Source organism: Mycobacterium sp. BK086 (assembly GCA_004362315.1).
Lineage (GTDB): Bacteria > Actinomycetota > Actinomycetes > Mycobacteriales > Mycobacteriaceae > Mycobacterium.
The window spans coordinates 1-26612 of the sequence record SNWL01000007.1; the positions used below are offsets into that span (position 1 = coordinate 1).

The window sequence follows — 26612 nt, forward strand, 5'->3', positions numbered from 1 at the left end:
CGTGAGGTGCTGTTGACCTCCGAGGAGCCGGTGGTGCGTCAGTTCCTCAACGGCCGCCGTATCGGTCCGATCGGTATGTCGGAGGAGAAGGACGAGGCCACGATGGCCGAGGAGCAGGCCCTTGTCGATGCCGGTCATCACGATGGTGGTGTCGAGGAGATCGAGGGTGTGCCCCCGCAGCTGACCGTCACCCCGGGCATGCCCGAGCGTGACGCGGTGCGCCGCCGCCAGGAACGGGTCCGCCAGATCCTGCACACCCTGCCCCCGGCCGCCCAGGAAGCTATCCGCGACGACTTGGACGGCACCCACAAGCTGCACACCCACACCTTCGCCGGCGAGGACGGCAGCTAGCCGATTTCGCCCCGCTCAGCTGACACCCGTGCATCCAAATGTGCGGGTGTCAGCTGCTTTTCGGGGTATTCGAGCAAAACGGGTTCGCGCGGCCCTTCCCTCCGATAGCGTTTGCCCGACGTTGAGGAGGAGGCTGGGTGCCACGCAACCGGCGGATCTGGTGGGGGACGGTAGCCGTCTTCGCCGGTATCGGCGCGGCCCTCCTGGTAGGTAGCGGCACCGCGACGGCAGACACGGGCGGCAGCGCCGACCACTCGGGGACGTCCAGCTCGCAGGCGACGTCGTCGACCAGCTCCTCGCCCGCCGCGGCCGCGACGGGCCGGCACCGCGTCGCACCCGCGGCCGTGGTCTCGGGGATGCGCATCCCGAAGGCGACCGCCAAGCCCGCGCCGACGGCGGCCGGTACCCCGCAGGCGGGCGCCCGGCGCACAGCGATCACCCCGGCGAAGGTCCTCGCCGGCGTTCTCTCGGTCTTCGGCGCCGCGGACACCGCCGCCCCGCCCGCGACCGGCACCAGCGCCCGCCCCGCCGCGGCGTCGCCGTCGACCCAGGCGGTCGTAACCCCGCCTGCCACCAACGGTGTCACCGGCGTCAAGGTCGGGCATTCGACGCTGACGATCCCGATCAACGGCGGTTTCAACGCGCCGGCCGACTGGTATTTCCCGACCCAGGCCGACGGCACGGTGCAGGCCAACGGCGTCATCTGGCTGCAGCACGGGTTCCTGGCCGACAAGGCGTTCTATTCGGCGCTGGCCACCCAGCTGGCTAAGGACACCAACTCGATCGTGGTGGCACCCACGCTGCCGTCGTTCCCTCAGCTGAGGTGTGGCGGTTGCACCCTCTACGGGGTACCGATGCAGAAGGCCGCGGCCACGATGTTCCTCGGCGATCGCTCGGCATTGACCATCAGCGCCAGCCAGGCCGGGTACGAGGGCACGCTGCCGGAGGACTTCATCCTGGCCGGGCACTCCGCCGGCGGCGGATGGTCGTCGTCAGTCGGCGGCTATTACGTCGACGACCTCGCGCCGGGCGACGAGAACCATCTCCTCGGGGTGGTGATGTACGACGGCGTCACGATGAACGGCACGCTGCCGCAGGCGATCGCCAGCCTGGACACCCTCGACATTCCCGTCTACCAGATCGCGGCGCCCGCCCAGGTGTGGAACACCTTCGGCAACACCACCGATGAGCTCCTGGCATTGCGGCCCGACCAGTTCGACGGCGTCGTCCTGGTGAACGGGTCGCATGTCGACGCGATGCTGGGCAGCAACCCGGTGATCGACTTCTTCGCCCAGCTGGTCACCAAGCCCTCGCCCAAGGGGAACACCTCCGCCGTCGACACCCTCAGCACCGGCTGGATCAACGACATGTATGTCGGCGCCGGACCCGACGCGCCGCAGTACGGCATCTATGGCTCCGCAGGCCAGCCGATCATCATGGGCGACGCGTCCGCGGTCGTGCTGCCCACACCGCTGGCCAGCCAGCTCGGACCGATCGAGAAGCTGATGAAGAAGTGGACCGACCTCATCATGCCGCTGATATTCGGCGGCTCATCGAGCTCGGCGCCGGTGACGCCGGTGGCCGGCAACCCCGGCCCCACGGCCGTCACGTCCCCGACCGCCAACGGGGTGACCGGAGTGAAGACCGGCAACACCACGCTGACCATCCAGGTGGGCTCGCGCACCTACAACGCACCCGCCGACTGGTATTTCCCGACACAGGCCGACGGTTCGGTACAAGCCAACGGCATCATCTATCTGCAGCACGGATTCCTGGCCAACAAGTCCTTCTACACCGTGCTGGCTCGCTCACTGGCGCAGCAGACCAACAGCATCGTGGTTGCGACAACCCTGCCGTCGTTCGCGCCGCTGACCTGTCCGACCTGCACGATCAACAACCCCGCGATGCAGCAGGGGGTGGCCGATCTGTTCCTGGGCGAGCGCGCGGCGTTGACCATCAGCGCCAGTAATGCCGGCTATCAGGGGACGCTGCCGGAGGATTTCACGCTCTCCGGGCATTCCGCGGGCGGGGGACTGGCGGTGGCAGCCGGCAGTGATTACGTCAAGTCGCTGGCGCCCGGTGACGACAACCACCTACTCGGTGTGGTGATGTTCGACGGCGTCACCAACGGCGACGGCCTGGCCGACGCCCTGGCCACTCTGGACGGCATTCCCGTCTACCAGATCGCGGCGCCGGCGCAGCCGTGGAATGCCTTCGGTCGAACCACCACGGATCTGATCGCCGACCGCCCGGATCAGTTCGTCGGCGTCGAGCTCGTCAACGGCTCGCACACCGACTCGGTGATCGGTTCCGACCCGTTCTTCGACTTCTTCGCCGCGATCTTCGTGCGGCCGTCCGCACCCGGCAATGCCACCGCCGTACACACGCTGGCCGCCGGCTGGATCAACGATTTCTACGTGGGCGCCGGGCCCGACGCCCCGCAGTACGGGCTCTACGGCACCGCCGGCGAATCGATCATTATGGGCCCCACGGCCGCGATTGTCCTGCCAACTCAGCCTGCCGCCGCGGCAGCCGCCACGGTTGCTGCCTGAAGGGCGTATTTTCCACACCAAACACCGCGTTTCCCTTGACGGAAGGGCACAAACGGGTCAGTCTGTTGACCAGCATGTGTGCATGGGTAGCCAGATCGCCAGCCAGCGTCAGCCCGCCCGGCATGAGCTTGTTGAGGAATGCGCCGTCTTGCGCTATTGTTGGACGTTGCGCTGGCTGCCTCCTGCCCACCTCAACCTGCACCTGACACCGCCGGTCTCTAACGTCTGATTTCAGACGCCCAGCTCAGAGATCTGTTTGCGTGTCGTGTGCGTCGGGGACAGGCCGGGCCTCGAGTAGGCCAGCCGAACCGACGCAGATATCGCGACCTCTCGGATGCCGTCCGGCTGTCGCATTAGGTGCTGGAAGGATGCATCTTGGCAGTCTCTAGCCAGAGCAAAACGACTACTACTTCTAACTCCGTCCCCGGAGCACCAAAACGAATTTCCTTCGCCAAGCTGCGCGAGCCTCTTGAGGTACCCGGCCTGCTCGACGTCCAAACGGAGTCGTTCGAGTGGCTGATCGGCTCGCCGCGCTGGCGCGCGATCGCCGAGGCGCGTGGTGACGTCAACCCGGTGGGTGGCCTCGAAGAGGTGCTCACCGAGCTGTCGCCGATCGAGGACTTCTCGGGCTCGATGTCGCTGAGCTTCTCCGACCCGCGTTTCGACGAGGTCAAGGCTCCGGTCGACGAGTGCAAAGACAAGGACATGACGTACGCGGCCCCGCTGTTCGTCACGGCCGAGTTCATCAACAACAACACTGGTGAGATCAAGAGCCAGACGGTCTTCATGGGTGACTTCCCGATGATGACCGAGAAGGGCACCTTCATCATCAACGGCACCGAGCGTGTCGTGGTGAGCCAGCTGGTCCGCTCGCCGGGTGTGTACTTCGACGAGAGCATCGACAAGTCCACCGAGAAGACGCTGCACAGCGTCAAGGTGATCCCCGGCCGCGGTGCGTGGCTGGAGTTCGACGTCGACAAGCGCGACACCGTCGGTGTGCGCATCGACCGCAAGCGCCGCCAGCCGGTCACCGTGCTGCTGAAGGCGCTCGGCTGGACCAACGAGCAGATCCGCGAGCGCTTCGGCTTCTCCGAGATCATGATGTCGACGCTGGAGAAGGACAACACCGCCGGCACCGACGAGGCTTTGCTGGACATCTACCGGAAGCTGCGTCCGGGCGAGCCGCCGACCAAGGAGTCGGCGCAGACCCTGCTGGAGAACCTCTTCTTCAAGGACAAGCGCTATGACCTGGCCAGGGTGGGCCGCTACAAGGTCAACAAGAAGCTGGGCCTCAACGCGGGCCAGCCGATCACCAGCTCGACGCTGACCGAAGAGGACATCGTCGCGACCATCGAATACCTGGTGCGCCTGCACGAGGGCCAGAACTCGATGACCGCCCCCGGCGGCGTCGAGGTTCCGGTCGAGGTCGACGACATCGATCACTTCGGCAACCGTCGCCTGCGTACCGTCGGCGAGCTGATCCAGAACCAGATCCGGGTCGGCCTGTCCCGCATGGAGCGCGTCGTACGCGAGCGGATGACGACCCAGGACGTCGAGGCGATCACGCCGCAGACCCTGATCAACATCCGTCCCGTCGTGGCGGCGATCAAGGAGTTCTTCGGCACCAGCCAGCTGTCGCAGTTCATGGACCAGAACAACCCGCTGTCGGGTCTGACCCACAAGCGCCGCCTGTCGGCGCTGGGCCCGGGTGGTCTGTCCCGTGAGCGCGCCGGCCTGGAGGTCCGCGACGTGCACTCCAGCCACTACGGCCGGATGTGCCCGATCGAGACCCCGGAAGGTCCGAACATCGGTCTGATCGGCTCGCTGTCGGTGTACGCGCGGGTGAACCCGTTCGGCTTCATCGAGACCCCGTACCGCAAGGTCGAGGGTGGCGTTGTCACCGACGAGATCCACTACCTGACGGCCGACGAAGAGGACCGCCACGTCGTGGCGCAGGCCAACTCGCCGACCGACGACAAGGGCCGCTTCAGCGAGGAGCGCGTTCTGGTTCGCCGTAAGGGTGGCGAGGTCGAGTTCGTGCCGTCGACCGACGTCGACTACATGGACGTCTCGCCGCGCCAGATGGTGTCGGTCGCGACCGCGATGATCCCGTTCCTCGAGCACGACGACGCCAACCGCGCCCTGATGGGTGCCAACATGCAGCGCCAGGCGGTTCCGCTGGTGCGCAGCGAGGCACCTCTGGTGGGCACCGGCATGGAGCTGCGTGCCGCCATCGACGCCGGCGACGTGGTCGTGACCGACAAGGCCGGTGTGGTCGAGGAGGTCTCCGCCGACTACATCACCGTGATGGCCGACGACGGCACCCGGCACACCTACCGGATGCGCAAGTTCGCCCGCTCCAACCACGGCACGTGCGCCAACCAGCGCCCGATCGTGGACGCCGGGCAGCGGGTCGAGTCGGGCCAGGTGCTCGCCGACGGGCCGTGCACCGAGAACGGTGAGATGGCGCTGGGCAAGAACCTGCTCGTCGCGGTCATGCCGTGGGAGGGCCACAACTACGAAGACGCGATCATCCTCTCCAACCGCCTGGTTGAGGAGGACGTGCTCACGTCGATCCACATCGAAGAGCACGAGATCGATGCCCGCGACACCAAGCTGGGCGCCGAGGAGATCACCCGGGACATCCCGAACGTCTCCGACGAGGTGCTGGCCGATCTCGACGAGCGCGGCATCATCCGCATCGGTGCCGAGGTCCGCGACGGCGACATCCTGGTCGGCAAGGTCACCCCGAAGGGCGAGACCGAGCTGACCCCCGAAGAGCGGCTGCTGCGCGCGATCTTCGGTGAGAAGGCCCGCGAGGTTCGCGACACGTCGCTGAAGGTGCCCCACGGTGAGTCCGGCAAGGTCATCGGCATCCGCGTGTTCTCGCGCGAGGATGACGACGAGCTGCCCGCCGGCGTCAACGAGCTGGTCCGCGTCTACGTGGCCCAGAAGCGCAAGATCTCCGACGGTGACAAGCTCGCCGGCCGCCACGGCAACAAGGGCGTCATCGGCAAGATCCTGCCCGTCGAAGACATGCCATTCCTCCCGGACGGCACGCCGGTCGACATCATCCTGAACACGCACGGTGTGCCGCGACGGATGAACATCGGACAGATCCTGGAGACCCACCTCGGGTGGGTGGCCAAGGCCGGCTGGAACATCGAGGGTGCTCCCGAATGGGCGGCGAACCTGCCCGAGGATCTGCACAGCTCCGAGCCCAACAGCATCGTCTCGACGCCGGTATTCGACGGTGCCCGCGAAGAGGAGCTGCAGGGTCTGCTGAGCTCGACGCTGCCCAACCGTGACGGCGAGGTTCTCGTCAACGGTGACGGCAAGGCCGTGCTTTACGACGGCCGCAGCGGCGAACCGTTCCCGTACCCGGTGACGGTCGGCTACATGTACATCCTCAAGCTGCACCACCTGGTGGACGACAAGATCCACGCCCGCTCGACCGGTCCGTACTCGATGATCACCCAGCAGCCGCTGGGCGGTAAGGCGCAGTTCGGTGGTCAGCGGTTCGGCGAGATGGAGTGCTGGGCCATGCAGGCCTACGGCGCGGCGTACACGCTGCAGGAGCTCTTGACCATCAAGTCCGACGACACCGTCGGCCGGGTCAAGGTCTACGAAGCGATCGTCAAGGGGGAGAACATCCCCGAGCCGGGCATCCCGGAGTCGTTCAAGGTGCTGCTCAAGGAGCTGCAGTCGCTGTGCTTGAACGTTGAGGTGCTGTCTTCGGACGGCGCGGCAATCGAAATGCGGGACGGTGACGACGAGGACCTGGAGCGGGCTGCCGCCAACCTCGGAATCAACCTGTCGCGCAACGAATCTGCCTCTGTCGAAGATCTCGCCTAATTTATCTAGTCCCGAAAGGGGAAAGGGAGTTACGTGCTAGACGTCAACTTCTTCGATGAACTCCGAATCGGCCTCGCGACCGCTGAGGACATTCGTCAGTGGTCCTACGGCGAGGTCAAGAAGCCGGAGACCATCAACTACCGCACCTTGAAGCCGGAGAAGGACGGCCTGTTCTGCGAGAAGATCTTCGGACCGACTCGCGACTGGGAGTGCTACTGCGGCAAGTACAAGCGTGTCCGCTTCAAGGGCATCATCTGCGAGCGCTGCGGCGTCGAGGTCACTCGCGCCAAGGTGCGCCGCGAGCGGATGGGCCACATCGAGCTGGCCGCGCCCGTCACCCACATCTGGTACTTCAAGGGCGTTCCGTCGCGCTTGGGCTACCTGCTGGACCTGGCGCCGAAGGATCTCGAGAAGATCATCTACTTCGCCGCCTACGTCATCACCGCCGTCGACGACGAGATGCGCCACAACGAGCTCTCCACTCTCGAAGCCGAGATGGAGGTCGAGAAGAAGGCCGTCGCCGATCAGCGTGACTCCGATCTGGAGGCCCGCGCCCAGAAGCTCGAGGCCGACCTGGCCGAGCTCGAGGCCGAGGGTGCCAAGTCCGACGTGCGCCGCAAGGTGCGCGACGGTGGCGAGCGCGAGATGCGTCAGCTGCGCGACCGGGCCCAGCGTGAGCTGGACCGGCTCGAGGAGATCTGGACGACCTTCACCAAGCTGGCCGTCAAGCAACTGATCGTCGACGAGAACCTTTACCGCGAGCTGGTCGACCGCTACGGCGAGTACTTCCAGGGCTCGATGGGTGCCGAGTCGATCCAGAAGCTCATCGAGACCTTCGACATCGACGCCGAGGCCGAGAGCCTGCGCGACACCATCCGTAATGGCAAGGGCCAGAAGAAGCTTCGTGCCCTCAAGCGCCTCAAGGTGGTCGCGGCGTTCCAGCAGTCGGGCAACTCGCCGATGGGTATGGTGCTCGACGCCGTGCCGGTGATCCCGCCGGAGCTGCGCCCGATGGTCCAGCTGGACGGTGGCCGCTTCGCGACCTCCGACCTCAACGACCTGTACCGCCGCGTGATCAACCGCAACAACCGGTTGAAGCGACTGATCGATCTCGGTGCGCCCGAGATCATCGTCAACAACGAGAAGCGCATGCTTCAGGAGTCGGTGGACGCGCTGTTCGACAACGGTCGTCGTGGCCGCCCCGTCACCGGGCCGGGCAACCGTCCGCTCAAGTCGCTGTCCGATCTGCTCAAGGGCAAGCAGGGCCGGTTCCGTCAGAACCTGCTCGGCAAGCGCGTCGACTACTCGGGCCGTTCGGTCATCGTGGTCGGCCCGCAGCTCAAGCTGCACCAGTGCGGTCTGCCCAAGCTGATGGCGCTCGAGCTGTTCAAGCCGTTCGTGATGAAGCGTCTGGTCGACCTGAACCACGCGCAGAACATCAAGAGCGCCAAGCGGATGGTCGAGCGTCAGCGTCCCCAGGTGTGGGATGTCCTCGAAGAGGTCATCGCCGAGCACCCGGTGCTGCTGAACCGTGCACCTACCCTGCACCGCCTCGGTATCCAGGCCTTCGAGCCGCAGCTGGTGGAAGGCAAAGCCATCCAGCTGCACCCGCTGGTCTGTGAGGCGTTCAACGCCGACTTCGACGGCGACCAGATGGCAGTTCACCTGCCGCTGAGCGCCGAGGCGCAGGCCGAGGCCCGCATCCTGATGCTGTCGAGCAACAACATCCTGTCGCCGGCGTCGGGCAAGCCGCTGGCCATGCCCCGTCTGGACATGGTCACCGGTCTGTTCTTCCTGACCACGCTGGTTCCCGGCGAGCAGGGTGAGTTCACCGCCGCGGCCAAGGATGTCGCCGAGACCGGTGTGTACAGCTCGCCGGCCGAGGCCATCATGGCGATGGACCGCGGTGCGCTGTCGGTTCGCGCTCAGATCAAGGTGCGCCTGACGCAGCTGCGTCCGCCGCACGAGGTCGAGAACGAACTGTTCGGCGAGAACGGCTGGCGCCCGGGCATGGCCTGGACCGCCGAGACCACGCTGGGCCGGGTGCTCTTCAACGAGCTTCTGCCGCAGGGGTATCCGTTCGTCAACGAGCAGATGCACAAGAAGGTCCAGGCCCGGATCATCAACGATCTGGCCGAGCGCTACCCGATGATCGTCGTCGCGCAGACCGTCGACAAGCTCAAGGACGCCGGTTTCCACTGGGCCACCCGGTCGGGTGTCACGGTCTCGATGGCCGACGTCATCGTGCCGCCGGAGAAGCAGGAGATCCTCGAGCGTTACGAGGCCGAAGCCGACGGGGTCGAGAAGAAGTACCAGCGCGGTGCTCTGAACAAGCAGGAGCGCAACGACGCTCTCGTCGAGCTCTGGAAGGAAGCCACCGAAGAGGTCGGTCGGGCACTGCGGGCGCACTATCCGGAGGACAACCCGATCATCACGATCGTGGACTCCGGTGCGACGGGTAACTTCACCCAGACCCGGACGCTGGCCGGCATGAAGGGTCTGGTGACCAACCCGAAGGGTGAGTTCATCCCGCGCCCGATCAAGTCCTCGTTCCGTGAGGGCCTGACGGTGCTGGAGTACTTCATCAACACCCACGGCGCCCGAAAGGGTCTGGCGGACACGGCACTTCGTACCGCTGACTCGGGTTACCTGACCCGTCGTCTGGTCGACGTCAGCCAGGACGTCATCGTCCGCGAGCACGACTGTGGCACCGAGCGCGGCATCCTGGTGGATCTCGCCGAGCTGCAGGGCGACGCGCTGATCCGCGATCCGCACGTCGAGACCTCGGCGTACGCCCGCACGCTGGCCGCCGACGCGGTCGACGAGAAGGGCAACGTGATCGTCGTGGCCGGACACGACCTCGGCGATCCGGCGATCGACGCTCTGCTCGAGGCCGGCATCACCTCGGTCAAGGTTCGCTCGGTGCTCACCTGCACCAGCGTCTCCGGTGTGTGTGCGATGTGCTACGGCCGCTCGATGGCCACCGGCAAGCTGGTGGACATCGGCGAGGCGGTCGGCATCGTGGCCGCGCAGTCGATCGGTGAGCCCGGCACGCAGCTGACCATGCGTACCTTCCACCAGGGTGGTGTTACCGGTGGCGCCGACATCGTCGGTGGTCTGCCCCGCGTGCAGGAGCTGTTCGAGGCGCGTATTCCGCGGAACCGCGCTCCGATCGCCGATGTCGCCGGGCGGGTGCAGCTGGAGGAGACCGAGAAGTTCTACAAGATCACCATCGTTCCCGACGACGGGAGCGAGGAGGTCGTGTACGACAAGCTCTCCAAGCGTCAGCGGCTGAAGGTGTTCAAGCACGACGACGGCAGCGAGCGCTTGCTTGTCAACGGTGACCACGTCGAGGTGGGCCAGCAGCTCCTGGAGGGCTCGGCCGACCCGCACGAGGTGCTCCGTGTCGAGGGCCCGCGCAAGGTGCAGATCCACCTCGTCAAAGAGGTGCAGGAGGTGTACCGGGCGCAGGGTGTGTCGATCCACGACAAGCACATCGAGGTCATCGTTCGGCAGATGCTGCGTCGCGTCACGATCATCGACTCGGGTTCGACGGAGTTCCTGCCCGGCTCGCTGACCGAGCGCGCGGAGTTCGAGTCGGAGAACCGTCGCGTCGTTGCCGAGGGCGGCGAGCCCGCGGCCGGACGTCCGGTGCTGATGGGTATCACCAAGGCGTCACTGGCCACCGATTCGTGGCTGTCGGCGGCGTCGTTCCAGGAGACCACTCGGGTGCTCACCGATGCGGCGATCAACTGCCGCAGCGACAAGCTCCAGGGTCTGAAGGAGAACGTGATCATCGGCAAGCTGATCCCGGCCGGTACCGGTATCAACCGCTACCGCAACATCCAGGTGCAGCCGACCGAAGAGGCTCGGGCCGCGGCGTACACGATCCCGTCCTACGAGGATCAGTACTACAGCCCGGACTTCGGCCAGGCGACCGGTGCCGCAGTGCCGCTGGACGATTACGGCTACAGCGACTACCGCTAGTCACTACAAGGAAAAGAGCCTCCGCATCCGCGGGGGCTCTTTTCTTTGCCGAACGTAACGATGAGTTCGGCCGCCCGTCGAGGTCTACCTTCTGAGAGTCGAAGAATTCCAGGAGGAATGCGTGACCCAACTGCTCAGAGTCCACAACTTCATGCTGTCGCGCGACGGGTTCGGCGCCGGGCTCAACCAGTGCTTCGAGCGCCCGTTCGGCGACGCCGACCAACCCGCCCTGTTCGCGTGGGTCGGCGCGACGGCGAGCTGGGTGGGCCGCCGCGAACCCGGCGGCACGCGCGGGCTCGACGACTATTTCACCCGCGACTTCACCAACAACATCGGCGCGGAGATCATGGGCCGCAACAAGTTCAGCCCGTACCGCGGCCCGTGGGAGGACCATCCCGAATGGGAGGGCTGGTGGGGCGACGAGCCGCCGTTCCACACGCCCGTGTTCGTCATGACGCACCACGAGCGCCCGTCCCTGACGCTGTCGGACACGACGTTCCACTTCGTCTCCGGCGAGCCGGCGGACGTCCTGACTCAGGCCAAGGCGGCCGCGGGCGGTAAGGATGTTCGGCTCGGCGGCGGAGCAAGCACCGTTCGTGAATTCCTCGACGCGGGCCTTGTCGACACGCTGCACGTGGCGGTCGCCGATATCGAGATCGGCGAGGGTTCGCGGCTGTGGGAGTCACCGGACGAGCTCGACGACCGGTACCACCACGAGATGGTGCCCAGCCCGAGCGGGGTCACCCACCATCTGTTCTGGCGGCGATGACGGCCGTGCGCCGTCTCGGGGGCCGCGCATAGACTCGAACCCGTGCTGATCGGTTCCCATGTCCACACCGACGACCCGTTGGCGGCCGCGGCCGCCGACGGCGCCGAAGTGGCGCAATTCTTCCTCGGCAATCCGCAGAGCTGGAAGAAGCCCAAACCGCGGGAGGACGCCGACACCCTGAAGGCGTCGTCGATCCCGCTGTACGTGCACGCGCCCTACCTGATCAACGTGGCCTCGGCCAACAATCGGGTGCGCATCCCGTCGCGCAAGATCCTGCAGGACACCTGCGATGCTGCCAGCGAGATCGACGCCACGGCGGTGATCGTGCACGGCGGTCACGCCGATGACAACGACATGGAGGCCGGCTTCGAGCGGTGGGTGAAAGCCCTGGCCGCGCTGGAGACCGACATGCCGGTCTATCTGGAGAACACCGCGGGCGGCGATCACGCGATGGCGCGCCACTTCGACACCATCGCCCGACTCTGGGAGCGCATCGCCGATACCGGTATCGGGTTCTGCCTGGACACCTGCCATGCCTGGGCCGCGGGTGAGGAGCTGATCGACGCCGTCGAGCGCATCAAGAGCATCACCGGGCGCATTGACCTGGTGCACTGCAACGACTCCCGGGACGCGAAGGGCTCCGGCGCTGACAGGCACGCCAATTTCGGTATGGGACAGATCGATCCGCAGCTTCTGGTGGCGGTCGTCCAGGCCGCCGATGCGCCGGTGATCTGTGAGACGGCCGACGAGGGCCGCAAGGACGACATCGCCTTTCTCCGCGAGCACCTGGGCTAGCCGTGTGGGCTCGCCGAATCGCGTTGTTGGGGGCCCTTTTCCTGATCGCGGGCTGCGCACCGTCGGGTGCGGTCACCGCCCAGTTCACCCCTGGAGCGAGTCTGCACACGATCAACGTGGGGGGCGTCGACCGTGAGTACCGGCTGTACGTCCCCAAAGGTCTGGCGCCGGCGGCGTCGCTGGTGGTGATGCTGCACGGCTGGACCGGCAGCGCCAAGCAGGCGGAAAACCAGTACGGCTGGAACGATCTCGCCGACTCCGCCAAGTTCGTGGTCGCCTACCCCGACGGGGTGGGGGAGTCGTGGAACACCGGTGGCTGTTGCGGCCAGGCGAGCGATGACAACGTCGATGACGTCGGCTTCATCACCGCCGCTGTCCGCGACATCGCCTCCAATGTGGGGATCGACCCGTCCCGCATCTATGCCGCAGGCATCAGTAACGGTGGCATGATGGCGTACCGATTGGCGTGTAGCACTGCGGTTTTCGCTGCGATCGGACCCGATGCGGCGACCCAGCTCGAAGGCTGTCCGTCCCCGCGCCCGACATCGGTGCTGCACATCCATGGCACCGACGACAAGTTGATCCGCTATGACGGCCAGCCGGGCACCGCCGTCCCCGTCCAGACTCCGACGCCGCCGGACCTCAACGCGTTCTGGCGCAACGTCGATCAATGTCAGCCCCCGGCAACGACAGTCGACGGCGATTTGACGACCTCGGTGGCCGATTGTCCGAGCGGGCGCAGCGTGGAACTCATCACTGTTGCCGGTGGCGGACACGACTGGCCGTCCTTCGCCACCCAGAAGATGTGGGACTTCTTCGCCGCCCATCCGGCCTAGGTCAGATAGACCTTCCGCAGCGTCTCGGTCACCGTCCACACCGTCCTGGCGCCTTTCGTCAGCCGCACCACATCACCGGCGCCCAGTGTCAACGTCGGACTGTCGTCGTCGAACTCGACGGTTGCCGCCCCCGAGAGCACCACAAACAGTTCTTCGGCCTCGACGTCGCGCATCACGCCGGGCGTCATCTCCCACACACCCAGCTGCAACCCGCCGAACGCGTCGAGTTCGGCGATTCCGGTGTGCGGGTCGCCGCTCAGGGTTTGGTCAGCGGGCACCGGCTCGTGCTCGAGCCACAGTGCCGCGGCGTGGACGACAGAGTTCGGGTTCACATACTCCAGCGTGCCATATTACGTATCTTGTGCGACCGTCGGAAAAATGTAACAGTGGTGGGATGTCGGATACGCATGTCGTCACCAACCAGGTTCCGCCGCTCGTCGACCACAACCCGGCGAATTCCCCGGTCCTGATCGAAGCCCTCATCCGGGAGGGTGGCCAGTGGGGGGTCGAGGAGGTCACCGAACTCGGTGCGATTTCCGGCAGCGCCCAGGCCCAGCGCTGGGGCGACCTGGCCGATCGCAACCAGCCGATCCTGCACACTCACGACCGCTACGGCTATCGGGTCGACGAGATCGAGTACGACCCCGCCTACCACGAGCTGATGCGCACGGCCATCGCCCACGGCCTGCACGCCGCCCCGTGGGCCGACGACCGCCCGGGCGCCCACGTCGTGCGTGCGGCCAAGATGGGGGTCTGGACTCCCGAGCCGGGCCACGTCTGTCCGATCTCGATGACGTACGCCGTCGTGCCCGCACTGCGCCACAACCCCGACCTCGCCGCGGTGTACGAGCCGCTGCTGACCAGTCGCCAGTACGACCCCGAACTCACGGTGCCCGCGACCAAGGTCGGCATCACCGCAGGCATGTCGATGACCGAGAAGCAGGGCGGCTCCGACGTCCGGGCCGGCACCACCCAGGCCGTGCCCAACGGAGACGGCAGCTACACCCTGACCGGGCACAAGTGGTTCACCTCTGCGGCGATGAGCGACATCTTCCTGGTGCTGGCACAGGCGCCCGGTGGGCTGAGCTGTTTCATGCTGCCGCGAGTGCTGCCCGACGGCACCCGCAACCGAATGTTCTTGCAGCGCTTGAAGGACAAGCTCGGCAACCATGCCAACGCCTCCAGCGAGGTCGAGTACGACGGCGCCGTCGCCTGGCTGGTCGGCGAGGAGGGCCGCGGGGTGCCCACCATCATCGAGATGGTCAACCTCACCCGGCTGGACTGCACGCTGGGCAGCGCCACCAGCATGCGCAGCGGGCTGACCCGCGCGGTGCACCACGCCCAGCATCGAAAGGCGTTCGGCGCCTACCTGATCGACCAGCCGCTGATGCGCAATGTGCTGGCCGACCTCGCCGTCGAAGCCGAGGCCGCCACCATCATCGCGATGCGGATGGCGGGCGCCACCGATGCCGCGGTCCGCGGTGACGAGCGGGAGACTCTGCTGCGCCGGATCGGCCTGGCCGCCGCCAAATACTGGGTGTGTAAACGGGCGACCCCGCATGCCGGTGAGGCGATGGAATGTCTTGGCGGCAACGGCTATGCCGAGGAGTCCGGCATGCCGCGGCTCTACCGCGAAGCACCGCTGATGGGTATCTGGGAAGGGTCGGGCAACGTCAGCGCACTGGACACGTTGCGCGCCATGGCAACCCGGCCCGAATGCGTCGACGTCCTGTTCGACGAACTCGGCGCGAGCGCCGGTCAGGATGTCCGGCTGGACACGCACGTCGCCGAATTACGCGCTGAGCTCGGCAATTTCGATGCCATCGAGTACCGGGCCCGCAAGGTCACCGAGGACATCGCGCTCGCGCTTCAGGGCTCGTTGCTGGTTCGGCACGGCCATCCGGCGGTCGCGGAGGCGTTCCTGGCCACCCGGATGGGCGGCAACTGGGGCGGTGCGTTCGGCACGCTGCCCGACGGGCTCGACCTCGCGCCGATCATCGAGCGCTGCCTGGTCAAAGGATGACGCCCGAACTCAAGACGATGACCTATGAGGTCACCGATCGAGTCGCCCGCATCACCTTCAATCGCCCGGACAAAGGCAATGCGATCGTCGCCGACACTCCGCTGGAACTGGCGGCGCTCGTCGAGCTGGCCGACCTGGACCCGAATGTGCACGTGATCCTGGTATCCGGCCGTGGTGAGGGCTTCTGCGCGGGATTCGATCTCGGCGCCTACGCCGACGGCTCTTCGTCGGCCGGCGGCGGGGACCGTCAGGGAACCGTCCTCGACGGCAAGACCCAGGCGATCAACCATCTGCCGGACCAGCCGTGGGACCCGATGATCGACTACCAGATGATGAGCCGGTTCGTGCGGGGCTTCTCGAGCTTGATGCACGCCGACAAACCGACCGTGGTCAAGATCCACGGGTACTGCGTGGCCGGCGGCACCGACATCGCGCTGCACGCCGACCAGGTGATCGCCGCGTCCGACGCCAAGATCGGCTACCCGCCGACCCGGGTATGGGGAGTGCCCGCCGCCGGGCTGTGGGCGCACCGCCTTGGCGACCAGCGCGCCAAACGTCTTCTGCTGACCGGTGATTGCATCACCGGTGCGCAGGCCGCCGAATGGGGGCTGGCGATCGAGGCGCCGGATCCAGCCGATCTCGACGAGCGCACCGAGCGGCTGGTCGAGCGCATCGCGGCGGTACCGGTCAACCAGCTGATCATGGTGAAGCTCGCCATGAACACCGCGCTGTACCAGCAGGGTGTGGCGACCAGTCGCATGGTCAGCACCGTGTTCGACGGTATCGCCCGGCACACGCCGGAAGGGCACGCGTTCGTGGCTGATGCTCGCGCACAAGGCTTCCGGGAAGCGGTACGCCACCGCGACGAGCCGTTCGGTGATCACGGGCGCCGCACCTCGGGGGTGTGAACGTGGCCCAATCGCTGTCGAAGATGACCGCCCGGTCGGTGGTGCTCAGCGTGTTGCTCGGCGCCCACCCGGCGTGGGCCACGTCGGCGGAATTGTTGCAGCTGACATCGGATTTCGGCATCCGTGAACAAACCATGCGGGTGGCGCTGACCCGGATGGTGGCCGCGGGAGACCTGGTCCGTTCCGATGACGGCTATCGGCTGTCCGACCGGCTGCTCGACCGCCAGCGCCGCCAGGACGACGCGCTCTATCCCCGCACCCGGGACTGGGACGGCAGTTGGATCACGTTGGTCATCACCGCGGTCGGCATGGATGCCCGGGCCCGGGCGGCACTGCGAAACACCCTGCAGATCAAGCGTTTCAGTGAACTCAGGGAGGGTGTCTGGCTGCGGCCGGGCAATCTCGACGACCAGTTGCCCGCCGAGATCGTCGACCGGGTGCGGATGCTGCACTCCCGCGACGACGACCCGGCTGAGCTGACCCGGCGGTTGTGGGATCTGCCCGCCTGGGCGGGCACCGGCCAGCGGCTGCTGGATGACATGGCTGCGTCTCGCGATGTCCCTGGACGTTTCCGGGCGGCCGCCGGCATCGTGCGGCACCTGCTCACGGATCCGGTCCTGCCGGCGGAACTGCTGCCTGCCCACTGGCCGGGTGCCGACCTCCGCACGGCCTACGCAGACTTCGCCGCCGAACTGGGCGCGCGGCGAGATGAGGGACGACTGGTGGAGGCGAAATGAGTGGCGTCAGAGTCGAAAAGAACGGCCCTGTCACGACGGTGATCCTCGATCGCCCGCACGCCCGCAATGCCGTCGATGGCCCGACGGCATTGGCGTTGTTCGCCGCCTTCGAGGAGTTCGACAACGACGAGTCGGCCTCGGTGGCCGTGCTCTGGGGCGATAACGGAACCTTTTGCGCGGGAGCCGATCTCAAAGCCATCGGAACACCCGACACCAATCCGCTGCACCGCGATGGCCCCGGCCCGATGGGCCCGAGCCGCATGGTGTTGTCCAAACCGGTGATTGCCGCGGTCAGCGGCTACGCCGTGGCCGGCGGTATCGAGCTGGCGCTGTGGTGCGATCTGCGCGTCGCCGAAGAGGACGCGGTGTTCGGCGTGTTCTGCCGGCGCTGGGGCGTTCCCCTGATCGACGGCGGAACGGTGCGACTGCCCCGGCTCATCGGGCACAGCCGGGCGATGGATCTGATCCTGACCGGCCGGGCCGTCGACGCGCAGGAAGCATTCGCCATCGGCTTGGCCAATCGAGTGGTCCCCAAAGGGCAGGCACGTCAGGCCGCCGAGGAACTCGCTGCCGAGCTGGCTCAGTTGCCACAGGGCTGCCTGCGGTCGGACCGGATGTCCGCGCTCAATCAATGGGGTCAGTCCGAAGCCGAGGCCATGGACTTCGAATTCGGCAGCCTGTCCCGGGTGGCCGAAGAGTCACTGGCCGGGGCGGCTCGCTTCGCCGGCGGGGCGGGCCGCCACGGTGAGAAGGCTTAGGCCTTGTTGAGCGTGTTACCCGAACCCAGGTTGTTGACCGTCGGCTCGCCCTTGTAGGTGACGGTGTTGTTGAGGCCGACCACGGAGAGTTCCTTGTCGATCTTGTCGAAGGTGATCTTGTTGTCGGCGCCGCCGATGTTCACCGACGCGCAGGAGCCCTTGACCGTCAGGGTGTTGTTCGAGCCGCCGACGTTGAGCGATTTCCCATCGGCACAGTCGATCTCGGCGGTCGTGCCGAACGAGCCGTAGTTGATGGTGTTGCCCACTTCCACCTGAGCGCCCGACTTGCCGGCCGTGGCCGTCGGGGACGTGGTGTCGGTGCTGGTGGATCCGCAACCCGCCAGGGCGAGGGCGGCGAGCACGCCGATTCCGGCGATCACAGTGGGGGAGTGCATCCGCATACGTCCTTCGGGTTCTTACGCCGGAACGCGGTCGATCCGGTTCGTCATTCCTAATTCGCGACCACGATCGAGGACGAAGGGCTCACCGCTCTTGTACAGAACCGTCTGATCCCAGCCGTAGACCGTGATGTCGTTGACGACGTTATCGGCGATCACCGTGTTGGACGACCCCTGGGTCGTCACCGCCCAGCATGACCCGACCGCGGTGATCTGGTTCTCGGCCCCGTTGATGAACAGCGTCGAGCCGTTGCAGTCGATCGTCTGCACTATGCCGACGCCGATGATGTGGGTGTCGCCGTTCTTCGCGTGCGCGACCGGTGATGCGACCGAACCGGTGATCCCCGCCGTCAGAGCGGCCACGCAGGTGGTGACGAGTGCGCAGCCGCGGTGTCCCCAGCTCACCGACATGCCTCTCTTTCGCCCCAACCCGAGTTGGAGCCTACGTCGCCGCCGGTCGGTCAACTAGAGTTCTTCGTCGATCACCATTGAAGGGCCTTCTGATGACAATTTCGCCGGAACCGGACTCGGCGGGCGGTCGGCCGCGCCCCGGCAACCGGCCTTCGGCGAGGTCCGCCAAACTCAGCCGCGACGTCATCGTCAATGCGGCGCTGACCTTCCTGGACCGCGAGGGCTGGGACGGACTGACCATCAACGCCCTGGCCACCCAGTTGGGCACCAAGGGCCCGTCGCTCTACAACCACGTACACAGCCTTGAAGACCTGCGTCGCACCGTTCGGATGCACGTCATCGACGACATCCTGCAGATGCTGTCGGCGGTCGGGCAGGGTCGCACCCGCGACGACGCCGTGATGGCGATGGCCAGCGCTTACCGCAGCTACGCCCACCACCATCCGGGCCGGTATTCGGCGTTCACCCGGATGCCGCTGGGCGGCGACGACCCGGAGTTCACCGCGGCATCGCATGCGGCGGCAGCCCCGGTGATCGAGGTACTGCTGTCCTACGGCCTGGACGCCGACGACGCGTTTTATGCGTCGCTGGAGTTCTGGGCGGCGCTGCACGGGTTCGTACTGCTGGAGATGACCGGCGTGATGGACACGATCGACACCGACGCCGTGTTCTCCGACATGGTGCTGCGGCTGGCCGCGGGGATGGCGCGGCGCAGCAACGCAACGCAAGGCTGAGTGCGTCTACTCGGGCACCTGAGAACCGGGCTGTCGGGAACCGATGCCGACATTCACGCGTTGACCTGCGGGAAGGCGCCATCCGCTGAGTTTGGAGGGGCGTGCCGCGCCTGGTATCGTGGAAGCTCGTGCCTGGCCGATAGGGGCGCAAGCGGGAACGCGTGCGCGCACGCCGGGCCAATTCGCATGTCCAGTATGCATCGGATTTACCTGGTGCGCAGTGTGTGCGACACGCCCGGCAGCGGGGTACGCGGCGGGGCTAAAACAGCAGTACAGAGACTTGAGAACCGCCGAAAGACGAACGAGAGAAGAAAGCCGGTAATGCCAACCATTCAGCAGCTGGTCCGCAAGGGCCGCACCGACAAGGTCGCGAAGGTCAAGACCGCGGCCCTCAAGGGCAGCCCGCAGCGCCGCGGCGTGTGCACCCGCGTGTACACGACCACTCCGAAGAAGCCGAACTCGGCACTTCGCAAGGTGGCGCGCGTGAAGCTGACGACCGGCGTCGAGGTCACCGCCTACATCCCCGGCGAAGGCCACAACCTGCAGGAGCACTCCATGGTGCTGGTGCGCGGCGGTCGTGTGAAGGACCTCCCCGGCGTTCGCTACAAGATCATCCGCGGCTCGCTGGACACCCAGGGCGTCAAGAACCGCAAGCAGGCCCGCAGCCGCTACGGCGCGAAGAAGGAGAAGAGCTGATGCCGCGCAAGGGTCCCGCTCCCAAGCGTCCTCTGGTCAACGATCCGGTTTACGGGTCGCAGCTGGTCACCCAGCTGGTCAACAAAGTGCTGCTGGACGGGAAGAAATCGCTGGCCGAACGCATTGTTTACGGTGCGCTGGAACAGGCTCGCGACAAGACCGGCACCGATCCGGTCGTCACCCTGAAGCGCGCTCTCGACAACGTCAAGCCCGCCCTCGAGGTGCGCAGCCGTCGTGTCGGTGGCGCCACCTACCAGGTTCCCGTCGAGGTGCGCCCCGATCGCTCCACCACGCTGGCCCTGCGCTGGCTGGTCAGCTTCTCCAAGGCGCGCCGGGAGAAGACCATGGTCGAACGCCTGGCCAACGAGATCCTCGACGCCAGCAATGGCCTGGGTGCCGCCGTCAAGCGACGTGAAGACACCCACAAGATGGCCGAGGCGAACCGGGCCTTCGCGCACTACCGCTGGTGATCGCCGCCGGCGGCATGCGAAGACGCTTGCTGCGGGCGCCGATTAATACACCGAACTAAGAAGCGAAAGAGTGGGAATCTAGCCGTGGCACAGGACGTGCTGACTGACCTGAACAAGGTCCGCAACATCGGCATCATGGCGCACATCGATGCCGGCAAGACGACGACGACCGAGCGCATCCTCTTCTACACCGGTATCTCGTACAAGATCGGTGAGGTGCACGACGGTGCCGCCACGATGGACTGGATGGAGCAGGAGCAGGAGCGGGGTATCACGATCACCTCGGCCGCGACCACCTGCTTCTGGAACGACAACCAGATCAACATCATCGACACCCCGGGCCACGTCGACTTCACCGTCGAGGTGGAGCGCTCGCTGCGCGTGCTCGACGGTGCCGTTGCCGTCTTCGACGGCAAGGAAGGTGTCGAGCCGCAGTCCGAGCAGGTTTGGCGTCAGGCGGACAAGTACGACGTCCCGCGCATCTGCTTCGTCAACAAGATGGACAAGCTGGGCGCCGACTTCTACTTCTCGGTGCAGACGATGAAGGACCGCCTCGGCGCGAATGTCGTCCCGATCCAGCTGCCGATCGGCTCCGAAGGTGACTTCGAGGGCGTCGTCGACCTGGTCGAGATGAAGGCCAAGGTCTGGCGCGGCGAGACGAAGCTGGGCGAGAAGTACGACGTCGTCGACATCCCGGCCGATCTGCAGGAGAAGGCCGAGGAGTATCGCACCGCGATGATCGAGGCCATCGCCGAGACCGATGACGACCTCATGGAGAAGTATCTGGGCGGCGAAGAGCTGACCGTCGAGGAGATCAAGGCCGGTCTGCGCAAGCTGACGGTCACCAGCGCCGGCTACCCGGTGTTGTGTGGGTCCGCGTTCAAGAACAAGGGCGTGCAGCCCATGCTCGACGCGGTCATCGACTACCTCCCGACCCCGCTGGACGTCGCGGCCGCCGAAGGCCACGTCCCGGGCAAGGAAGACGAGATCATCTCGCGCAAGCCGTCGGCCGACGAGCCGTTCGCCGGGCTGGCGTTCAAGGTCGCCACGCACCCGTTCTTCGGCAAGCTGACCTACGTCCGGGTGTACTCGGGCAAGGTCGACTCCGGTGCACAGGTCATCAACTCGACCAAGGGCAAGAAGGAGCGGCTGGGCAAGCTGTTCCAGATGCACTCCAACAAGGAGAACCCGGTCGAGTCGGCGTCCGCGGGCCACATCTACGCGGTGATCGGCCTCAAGGACACCACCACCGGTGACACCTTGAGCGACCCGAACAACCAGATCGTGCTCGAGTCGATGACGTTCCCCGATCCGGTTATCGAGGTCGCCATCGAGCCCAAGACGAAGAGTGACCAGGAGAAGCTGAGCCTCTCCATCCAGAAGCTCGCCGAAGAGGATCCGACCTTCAAGGTGCACCTGGATCAGGAGACCGGCCAGACCGTCATCGGCGGTATGGGCGAGCTGCACCTGGACATCCTGGTGGACCGGATGCGCCGCGAGTTCAAGGTCGAGGCCAACGTCGGCAAGCCGCAGGTCGCCTACAAGGAGACCATCAAGCGCGCGGCCACCAACGTCGAGTTCACGCACAAGAAGCAGACCGGTGGTTCGGGCCAGTTCGCGAAGGTCCTCATCAACCTCGAGCCGTTCGTCGGCGAGGACGGTGCGACCTACGAGTTCGAGAACAAGGTCACCGGTGGCCGCATCCCGCGTGAGTACATCCCGTCGGTGGATGCCGGTGCGCAGGACGCCATGCAGTACGGCGTGCTCGCCGGCTACCCGCTGGTGAACCTGAAGGTCGTGCTGCTCGACGGTGCGTACCACGACGTCGACTCGTCGGAAATGGCCTTCAAGATCGCCGGCTCTCAGGTGCTGAAGAAGGCTGCCGCGATGGCGCAGCCCGTCATCCTGGAACCGATCATGGCCGTCGAGGTCACCACACCCGAGGACTACATGGGTGACGTGATCGGCGACCTGAACTCCCGCCGTGGTCAGATCCAGGCCATGGAGGAGCGCAGCGGTGCGCGCGTCGTCAAGGCGCAGGTTCCGCTGTCGGAGATGTTCGGCTACGTCGGCGACCTCCGGTCGAAGACGCAGGGCCGGGCTAACTACTCCATGGTGTTCGACTCGTACGCCGAAGTTCCGGCGAACGTGTCGAAGGAGATCATCGCGAAGGCGACGGGCCAGTAATCCTGGCCTGCCGGCTTGGCGGACCACACAACTGAAAACATCAAAACTGCTTAACCAAAGCAACAACAAGTCCAGGAGGACACAGAAGTGGCGAAGGCGAAGTTCGAGCGGACGAAGCCGCACGTCAACATCGGGACCATCGGTCACGTTGACCACGGCAAGACCACGCTGACTGCAGCAATCACCAAGGTTCTGCACGACAAGTACCCGACGCTGAACGAGTCGCGCGCATTCGACCAGATCGACAATGCGCCCGAGGAGCGTCAGCGCGGTATCACCATCAACATCTCCCACGTGGAGTACCAGACCGAGAAGCGTCACTACGCGCACGTCGACGCTCCCGGCCACGCTGACTACATCAAGAACATGATCACCGGTGCCGCCCAGATGGACGGCGCGATCTTGGTGGTCGCCGCCACCGACGGTCCGATGCCGCAGACCCGCGAGCACGTGCTGCTGGCTCGCCAGGTCGGCGTCCCCTACATCCTGGTGGCGCTGAACAAGGCCGACATGGTCGACGACGAGGAGCTCCTCGAGCTCGTCGAGATGGAGGTCCGCGAACTGCTGGCCGCCCAGGAGTTCGACGAGGAAGCCCCGGTCATCAAGGTGTCCGCTCTGAAGGCGCTCGAGGGTGACCCGACCTGGGTCAAGTCCGTCGAGGACCTGATGGACGCCGTCGACGAGTCGATCCCGGACCCGGTCCGCGAGACCGACAAGCCGTTCCTGATGCCCGTCGAGGACGTCTTCACGATCACCGGCCGCGGCACCGTGGTCACCGGTCGTGTCGAGCGCGGCATCATCAACGTGAACGAGGAAGTCGAGATCGTCGGCATCCGCCCCACCACCACCAAGACCACGGTCACCGGTGTGGAGATGTTCCGCAAGCTGCTCGACCAGGGCCAGGCCGGTGACAACGTCGGTCTGCTGGTTCGTGGCGTCAAGCGTGAGGACGTCGAGCGCGGCCAGGTCGTCGTGAAGCCCGGCACCACCACGCCGCACACCGAGTTCGAGGGCAGCGTCTACATCCTGTCCAAGGACGAGGGCGGTCGCCACACGCCGTTCTTCAACAACTACCGTCCGCAGTTCTACTTCCGCACCACGGACGTGACCGGCGTCGTGACCCTCCCCGAGGGCACCGAGATGGTGATGCCCGGTGACAACACCGACATCTCCGTCAAGCTGATTCAGCCTGTGGCCATGGACGAGGGTCTGCGTTTCGCGATCCGTGAAGGTGGCCGTACCGTCGGCGCCGGCCGGGTCACCAAGATCATCAAGTGATCTAAGTTCTGCTGCGAAGCGGCGCTCACCTTTCCGGTGAGCGCCGCTTTCGTTTGGTGCTACGCTTCGCCCCACTCAGCGCGGGGTAGGCACATGGACGACAGCGACGATCAAGGCTTCCAGCCACGGGCATATCCGCCGTCGATTCTGATCGGCGGCGCGGGACTGGTCGTTGTTCTGGCCGGACTCGTCGTCTCGGTGCTGATGGTCAGCGCGGCCAGCGTCACCGCCCCGCGTCTGTCCCCAGCAGTCCGAGTTCCACCGGCCGCCACAATGACAGCGACACCGACGGCGGTAGCCGGGGATCCGACGCCGCGAAACTATCTCGACGCGTTCGTCGCGCACCTGACGCCGCAGTTGCCGGCCTTTGACCGCGTGCTGCAGGCACCCTGAACTGCGCTGCCGGCAGCGCTTTCCCAGGGTTCGGCAAGTGGTCCGAAGTTGATGCCGTGGGGCTAGTCTGAGTCCGAACATTGCTGGCCGAGAAGGGACATGGCAAATGTTGGGGCGGTATATCAAAGCGCAACTGACGGTGTTGCTGTTCGGCGGCCTGGTCGGTCCGATCTTCCTGATCGTGTACTTCGCCCTCGGTCCGTTCGCGCGGCCGTATATCGGGTGGATGTTCTGGGTCGGTCTGCTCATCACCGCGGCCGATGTGCTGGCCGCGCTGTGGCTGACCAATGCGGGGGTGAAATCGGCGGCCCGCCATGAGGAATTGAACCAGCGCGGGGTGCTGGTGCTGGCCCAGATCACCGGGATCTCGGACACCTCCTGGTTTGTCAACGATCAGCAGATGATCAAGGTCAACTTGCACTTCGAGGTGCCCGGATATCAGGGCTTCGACACCCAGGAGACCATGGCGTCGAGCCCGACCCGGATGCAGATCCTGAACGCACACAAGCTGGTCGCCCTCGTCGAGCCCGGTACGCAGAAGTACGAAATCGATTGGAACGCCAGCGCTTTGATCGCCGGTGTGGTGCCCGCGCAGTTCACCCTGGCCGAGGACAACAAGACCTATGACCTACGGGGCCAGGCCGGTCCGCTGATGGAGATCATGCAGATCCTGCGGGCCAACGGTGTTCCGATGAACGGCACCATCGACATTCGGTCTAATCCTGCTGTGCGCCAACAGGTCATGGCCGTCGTCCGCAGGGCCGCCGCCGGACAACCCGCGGCCGCCGCCCCTGCGGCGCCCGCGGCCGCGCCGCCGGCCTACGTACCCCCGCCGATGCCGGAAGTGTCGACGGCACAGCGTTTGCAGGAACTCGAGACGTTGCGTGCGACCGGTTCGATCACCGAGGCCGACTACACCGCGAAGCGGCAGCAGATCATCTCCGAGCTCTAAGCGGCTGTTTTCGCCCGTCTCCCCGGTTAGCATGGCGGAGAGCTGGCGGGATCAGCGAAGGAGCTGCCGATGGCCTCCACCGAGGCGCCGCCGCAGGCCGACGGAAAGGTCAGCCTGCCCACCCTGACCGCCATGGTGGTCGGGTCCATGATCGGCTCGGGGGTGTTCCTGCTCCCTCGGCGTTTCGGCGCCGAGACCGGCGTGCTCGGCGCGCTCATCGCCTGGGCCATCGCGGGCACCGGAATGTTGATGCTGGCCTTTGTCTTCCAACGACTGGCCACCCGTAAGCCGGAATTGGACGCGGGCATCTTCGCCTACGCCAAGGCCGGCTTCGGCGACTATGTCGGCTTCAACTCGGCTTTCGGATTCTGGGCTTCGGCCTGTGCGGGCAACACCTCGTACTGGGTGCTGATCATGGCGACGACGGCAGCACTGTTCCCCGGGTTGGGGACCGGCGACACCGTGTTGTCGGTCGTCGTGGCCTCGATCGGGGTCTGGCTGTTCTGCTTCCTGATCCTGCGCGGGGTGAAGGAGGCGGCGATCATCAACCGGATCGCCACCGTCGCGAAGGTCGTTCCGATCCTGGTGTTCATCGTCATCGCGATCATCGCCTTCAAGGGCGGGGTGTTCGCGGACAACTTCTGGGGCGGTGACGGCAACTATTCGCTGCGCTCGGTGTTCGAGCAAGCCAAGGGCACGATGCTGATCACCGTGTTCGTGTTCCTGGGAATCGAAGGCGCCAGCGTGTATTCGCGCTTCGCCCGCAAGCGCGAGGATGTCGGCCGGGCCACCGTCATCGGTTTCCTCAGCGTGCTCAGCGTCTTCATGTTGGTCACCTTGGTGTCCTACGGCGTGCTCCCGCAGCAGGAACTGGCCCAGGTATATCAGCCGTCGATGGCGTCGGTGCTGGAAAGCATTGTCGGGCATTGGGGTTCGGTGTTCATCCGGGTCGGGGTGATCGTCTCGGTGCTGGGTGCCTATCTGGCGTGGACGTTGATGGCCGCGGAAATCCTCTACCTACCGGCCAAATCCGACGACATGCCGCGTTTCCTGGCGCGCACCAACTCCCACGGCGCTCCGGTGGCGGCGCTGATCCTGGCCGGCGGCCTGGTTCAGCTGCTGCTCATCCTGCTGCTGTTTACTTCGGACGCACTGAATTTCATGCTCGACCTGACGGCCGCGTTGTCACTGATCCCGTACCTGTTGGCCGCCGCCTATGCGCTAAAGCTGACGATCACCCGCGAAACGTACGGCGACGGCGGTGGGCGGCGTGGCGATATGGCGGTCGCGGTGTTGGCCACGATCTACACGCTCTTCCTGGTGTATGCGGCCGGGACGTCGCACTTGATGTTGTCCTGCATCCTGTATGCCCCCGGCGCCATCCTCTACGTGATCGCGCGGCGGGAGCGCGGTCTTCGGGTGTTCCGTCCGGCGGAGGCGGTCCTGTTCGCCATCATCGTTGTCGGTGCCGTCGCGGGGGTGGTCTCGCTGGCCACCGGCGCGATCCAGCTCTAACGAAGGG

21 protein-coding genes and 1 pseudogene are annotated in these 26612 nt (G+C 65.9%); 19 read left to right on the top strand and 3 right to left on the bottom strand.

Annotated features, from left to right (window positions below; translation table 11 throughout):
• The 7 genes and pseudogenes from EV580_RS23640 to EV580_RS23670 form a co-directional block, all read left to right on the top strand.
• Nucleotides 1-351, top strand: a pseudogene (locus EV580_RS23640) (ABC transporter ATP-binding protein); the annotation flags it as partial.
• A gap of 137 nt (nt 352-488) precedes the next feature.
• Nucleotides 489-2903: a hypothetical protein gene (locus EV580_RS23645; protein ID WP_133694185.1), complete on the top strand. Its 2415-nt coding sequence runs from the start codon at nt 489-491 to the stop codon at nt 2901-2903.
• Nucleotides 2904-3278: 375 nt separating this feature from the next.
• Nucleotides 3279-6758 carry a DNA-directed RNA polymerase subunit beta gene (rpoB, locus tag EV580_RS23650; protein ID WP_133694187.1) on the top strand — a complete coding sequence of 1160 codons (3480 nt, stop codon included), beginning with the start codon at nt 3279-3281 and terminating at the stop codon, nt 6756-6758.
• A 33-nt stretch (nt 6759-6791) separates the two neighbouring features.
• Nucleotides 6792-10745: a DNA-directed RNA polymerase subunit beta' gene (locus EV580_RS23655; RefSeq protein ID WP_133694189.1), complete on the top strand. Its 3954-nt coding sequence runs from the start codon at nt 6792-6794 to the stop codon at nt 10743-10745.
• 121 nt (nt 10746-10866) lie between these two features.
• The gene (locus EV580_RS23660; protein ID WP_133694190.1) at nt 10867-11514 is read left to right on the top strand and encodes a dihydrofolate reductase family protein; all 648 of its coding nucleotides are present in this window, start codon (nt 10867-10869) and stop codon (nt 11512-11514) included.
• 42 nt (nt 11515-11556) lie between these two features.
• Nucleotides 11557-12309 carry a deoxyribonuclease IV gene (locus EV580_RS23665; RefSeq protein WP_133694192.1) on the top strand — a complete coding sequence of 251 codons (753 nt, stop codon included), beginning with the start codon at nt 11557-11559 and terminating at the stop codon, nt 12307-12309.
• Between the two features lie 2 nt (nt 12310-12311).
• On the top strand, nt 12312-13145 hold the full coding sequence (locus tag EV580_RS23670; RefSeq protein ID WP_133694194.1) for a CE1 family esterase: 834 nt from the start codon (nt 12312-12314) through the stop codon (nt 13143-13145).
• Here EV580_RS23670 and EV580_RS23675 read toward each other — a convergent pair.
• On the bottom strand, nt 13142-13477 hold the full coding sequence (locus EV580_RS23675) for a cupin domain-containing protein (protein WP_133694195.1): 336 nt from the start codon (nt 13475-13477) through the stop codon (nt 13142-13144). The genes EV580_RS23670 and EV580_RS23675 overlap by 4 nt on opposite strands.
• Nucleotides 13478-13539: 62 nt before the next feature.
• Between EV580_RS23675 and EV580_RS23680 the strand changes: the two genes are divergently transcribed.
• Genes EV580_RS23680 through EV580_RS23695 form a run of 4 tightly spaced genes read left to right on the top strand, consistent with a single transcriptional unit; the run spans nt 13540 to nt 17571 of the window.
• Entirely contained in the window at nt 13540-15168 is a 1629-nt protein-coding gene (locus EV580_RS23680; protein WP_133694197.1) for an acyl-CoA dehydrogenase family protein, read from the top strand.
• Entirely contained in the window at nt 15165-16076 is a 912-nt protein-coding gene (locus tag EV580_RS23685) for a crotonase/enoyl-CoA hydratase family protein (RefSeq protein WP_133694199.1), read from the top strand. The genes EV580_RS23680 and EV580_RS23685 overlap by 4 nt, the downstream gene beginning before the upstream one ends.
• A 23-nt stretch (nt 16077-16099) precedes the next feature.
• Entirely contained in the window at nt 16100-16813 is a 714-nt protein-coding gene (locus EV580_RS23690; RefSeq protein WP_133694977.1) for a PaaX family transcriptional regulator C-terminal domain-containing protein, read from the top strand.
• Nucleotides 16810-17571 (top strand): crotonase/enoyl-CoA hydratase family protein, encoded by a 762-nt coding sequence (locus EV580_RS23695; protein WP_133694201.1) that lies wholly within the window; start codon nt 16810-16812, stop codon nt 17569-17571. Before EV580_RS23690 ends, EV580_RS23695 begins: the two co-directional genes overlap by 4 nt.
• Here the strand turns inward: EV580_RS23695 and EV580_RS23700 are convergent.
• Both EV580_RS23700 and EV580_RS23705 read right to left on the bottom strand, forming a co-directional pair.
• Nucleotides 17568-17966: a DUF3060 domain-containing protein gene (locus EV580_RS23700; protein ID WP_133694203.1), complete on the bottom strand. Its 399-nt coding sequence runs from the start codon at nt 17964-17966 to the stop codon at nt 17568-17570. The two genes, EV580_RS23695 and EV580_RS23700, sit on opposite strands and share 4 nt — an antisense overlap.
• Before the next feature lie 21 nt (nt 17967-17987).
• On the bottom strand, nt 17988-18380 hold the full coding sequence (locus tag EV580_RS23705; RefSeq protein ID WP_133694204.1) for a DUF3060 domain-containing protein: 393 nt from the start codon (nt 18378-18380) through the stop codon (nt 17988-17990).
• A 92-nt stretch (nt 18381-18472) separates the two neighbouring features.
• Between EV580_RS23705 and EV580_RS23710 the strand changes: the two genes are divergently transcribed.
• The 8 genes from EV580_RS23710 (at nt 18473) to EV580_RS23745 (ending at nt 26605) form a co-directional block, all read left to right on the top strand.
• A complete protein-coding gene (locus EV580_RS23710; RefSeq protein ID WP_133694206.1) occupies nt 18473-19114 on the top strand; it encodes a TetR/AcrR family transcriptional regulator in 642 nt (213 codons plus the stop codon).
• Nucleotides 19115-19435: 321 nt separating this feature from the next.
• On the top strand, nt 19436-19810 hold the full coding sequence (gene rpsL, locus EV580_RS23715; RefSeq protein ID WP_036343468.1) for a 30S ribosomal protein S12: 375 nt from the start codon (nt 19436-19438) through the stop codon (nt 19808-19810).
• The gene (gene rpsG, locus EV580_RS23720) at nt 19810-20280 is read left to right on the top strand and encodes a 30S ribosomal protein S7 (RefSeq protein WP_018601866.1); all 471 of its coding nucleotides are present in this window, start codon (nt 19810-19812) and stop codon (nt 20278-20280) included. Before rpsL ends, rpsG begins: the two co-directional genes overlap by 1 nt.
• Nucleotides 20281-20364: 84 nt before the next feature.
• The gene (gene fusA, locus EV580_RS23725) at nt 20365-22467 is read left to right on the top strand and encodes an elongation factor G (protein ID WP_133694208.1); all 2103 of its coding nucleotides are present in this window, start codon (nt 20365-20367) and stop codon (nt 22465-22467) included.
• Nucleotides 22468-22554: 87 nt separating this feature from the next.
• Complete coding sequence (tuf, locus tag EV580_RS23730) at nt 22555-23745, top strand: elongation factor Tu (protein WP_133694210.1); 1191 nt, start codon at nt 22555-22557, stop codon at nt 23743-23745.
• A gap of 93 nt (nt 23746-23838) precedes the next feature.
• Nucleotides 23839-24138, top strand: coding sequence for a hypothetical protein (locus EV580_RS23735; RefSeq protein ID WP_133694211.1), 300 nt, complete (start codon nt 23839-23841; stop codon nt 24136-24138).
• Between the two features lie 106 nt (nt 24139-24244).
• Nucleotides 24245-25090 carry an SHOCT domain-containing protein gene (locus EV580_RS23740; protein WP_133694213.1) on the top strand — a complete coding sequence of 282 codons (846 nt, stop codon included), beginning with the start codon at nt 24245-24247 and terminating at the stop codon, nt 25088-25090.
• A 69-nt stretch (nt 25091-25159) separates the two neighbouring features.
• Nucleotides 25160-26605, top strand: a complete 1446-nt coding sequence (locus EV580_RS23745; protein ID WP_133694215.1) for a basic amino acid/polyamine antiporter — start codon at nt 25160-25162, stop codon at nt 26603-26605.
• Nucleotides 26606-26612 lie beyond the last annotated feature (7 nt).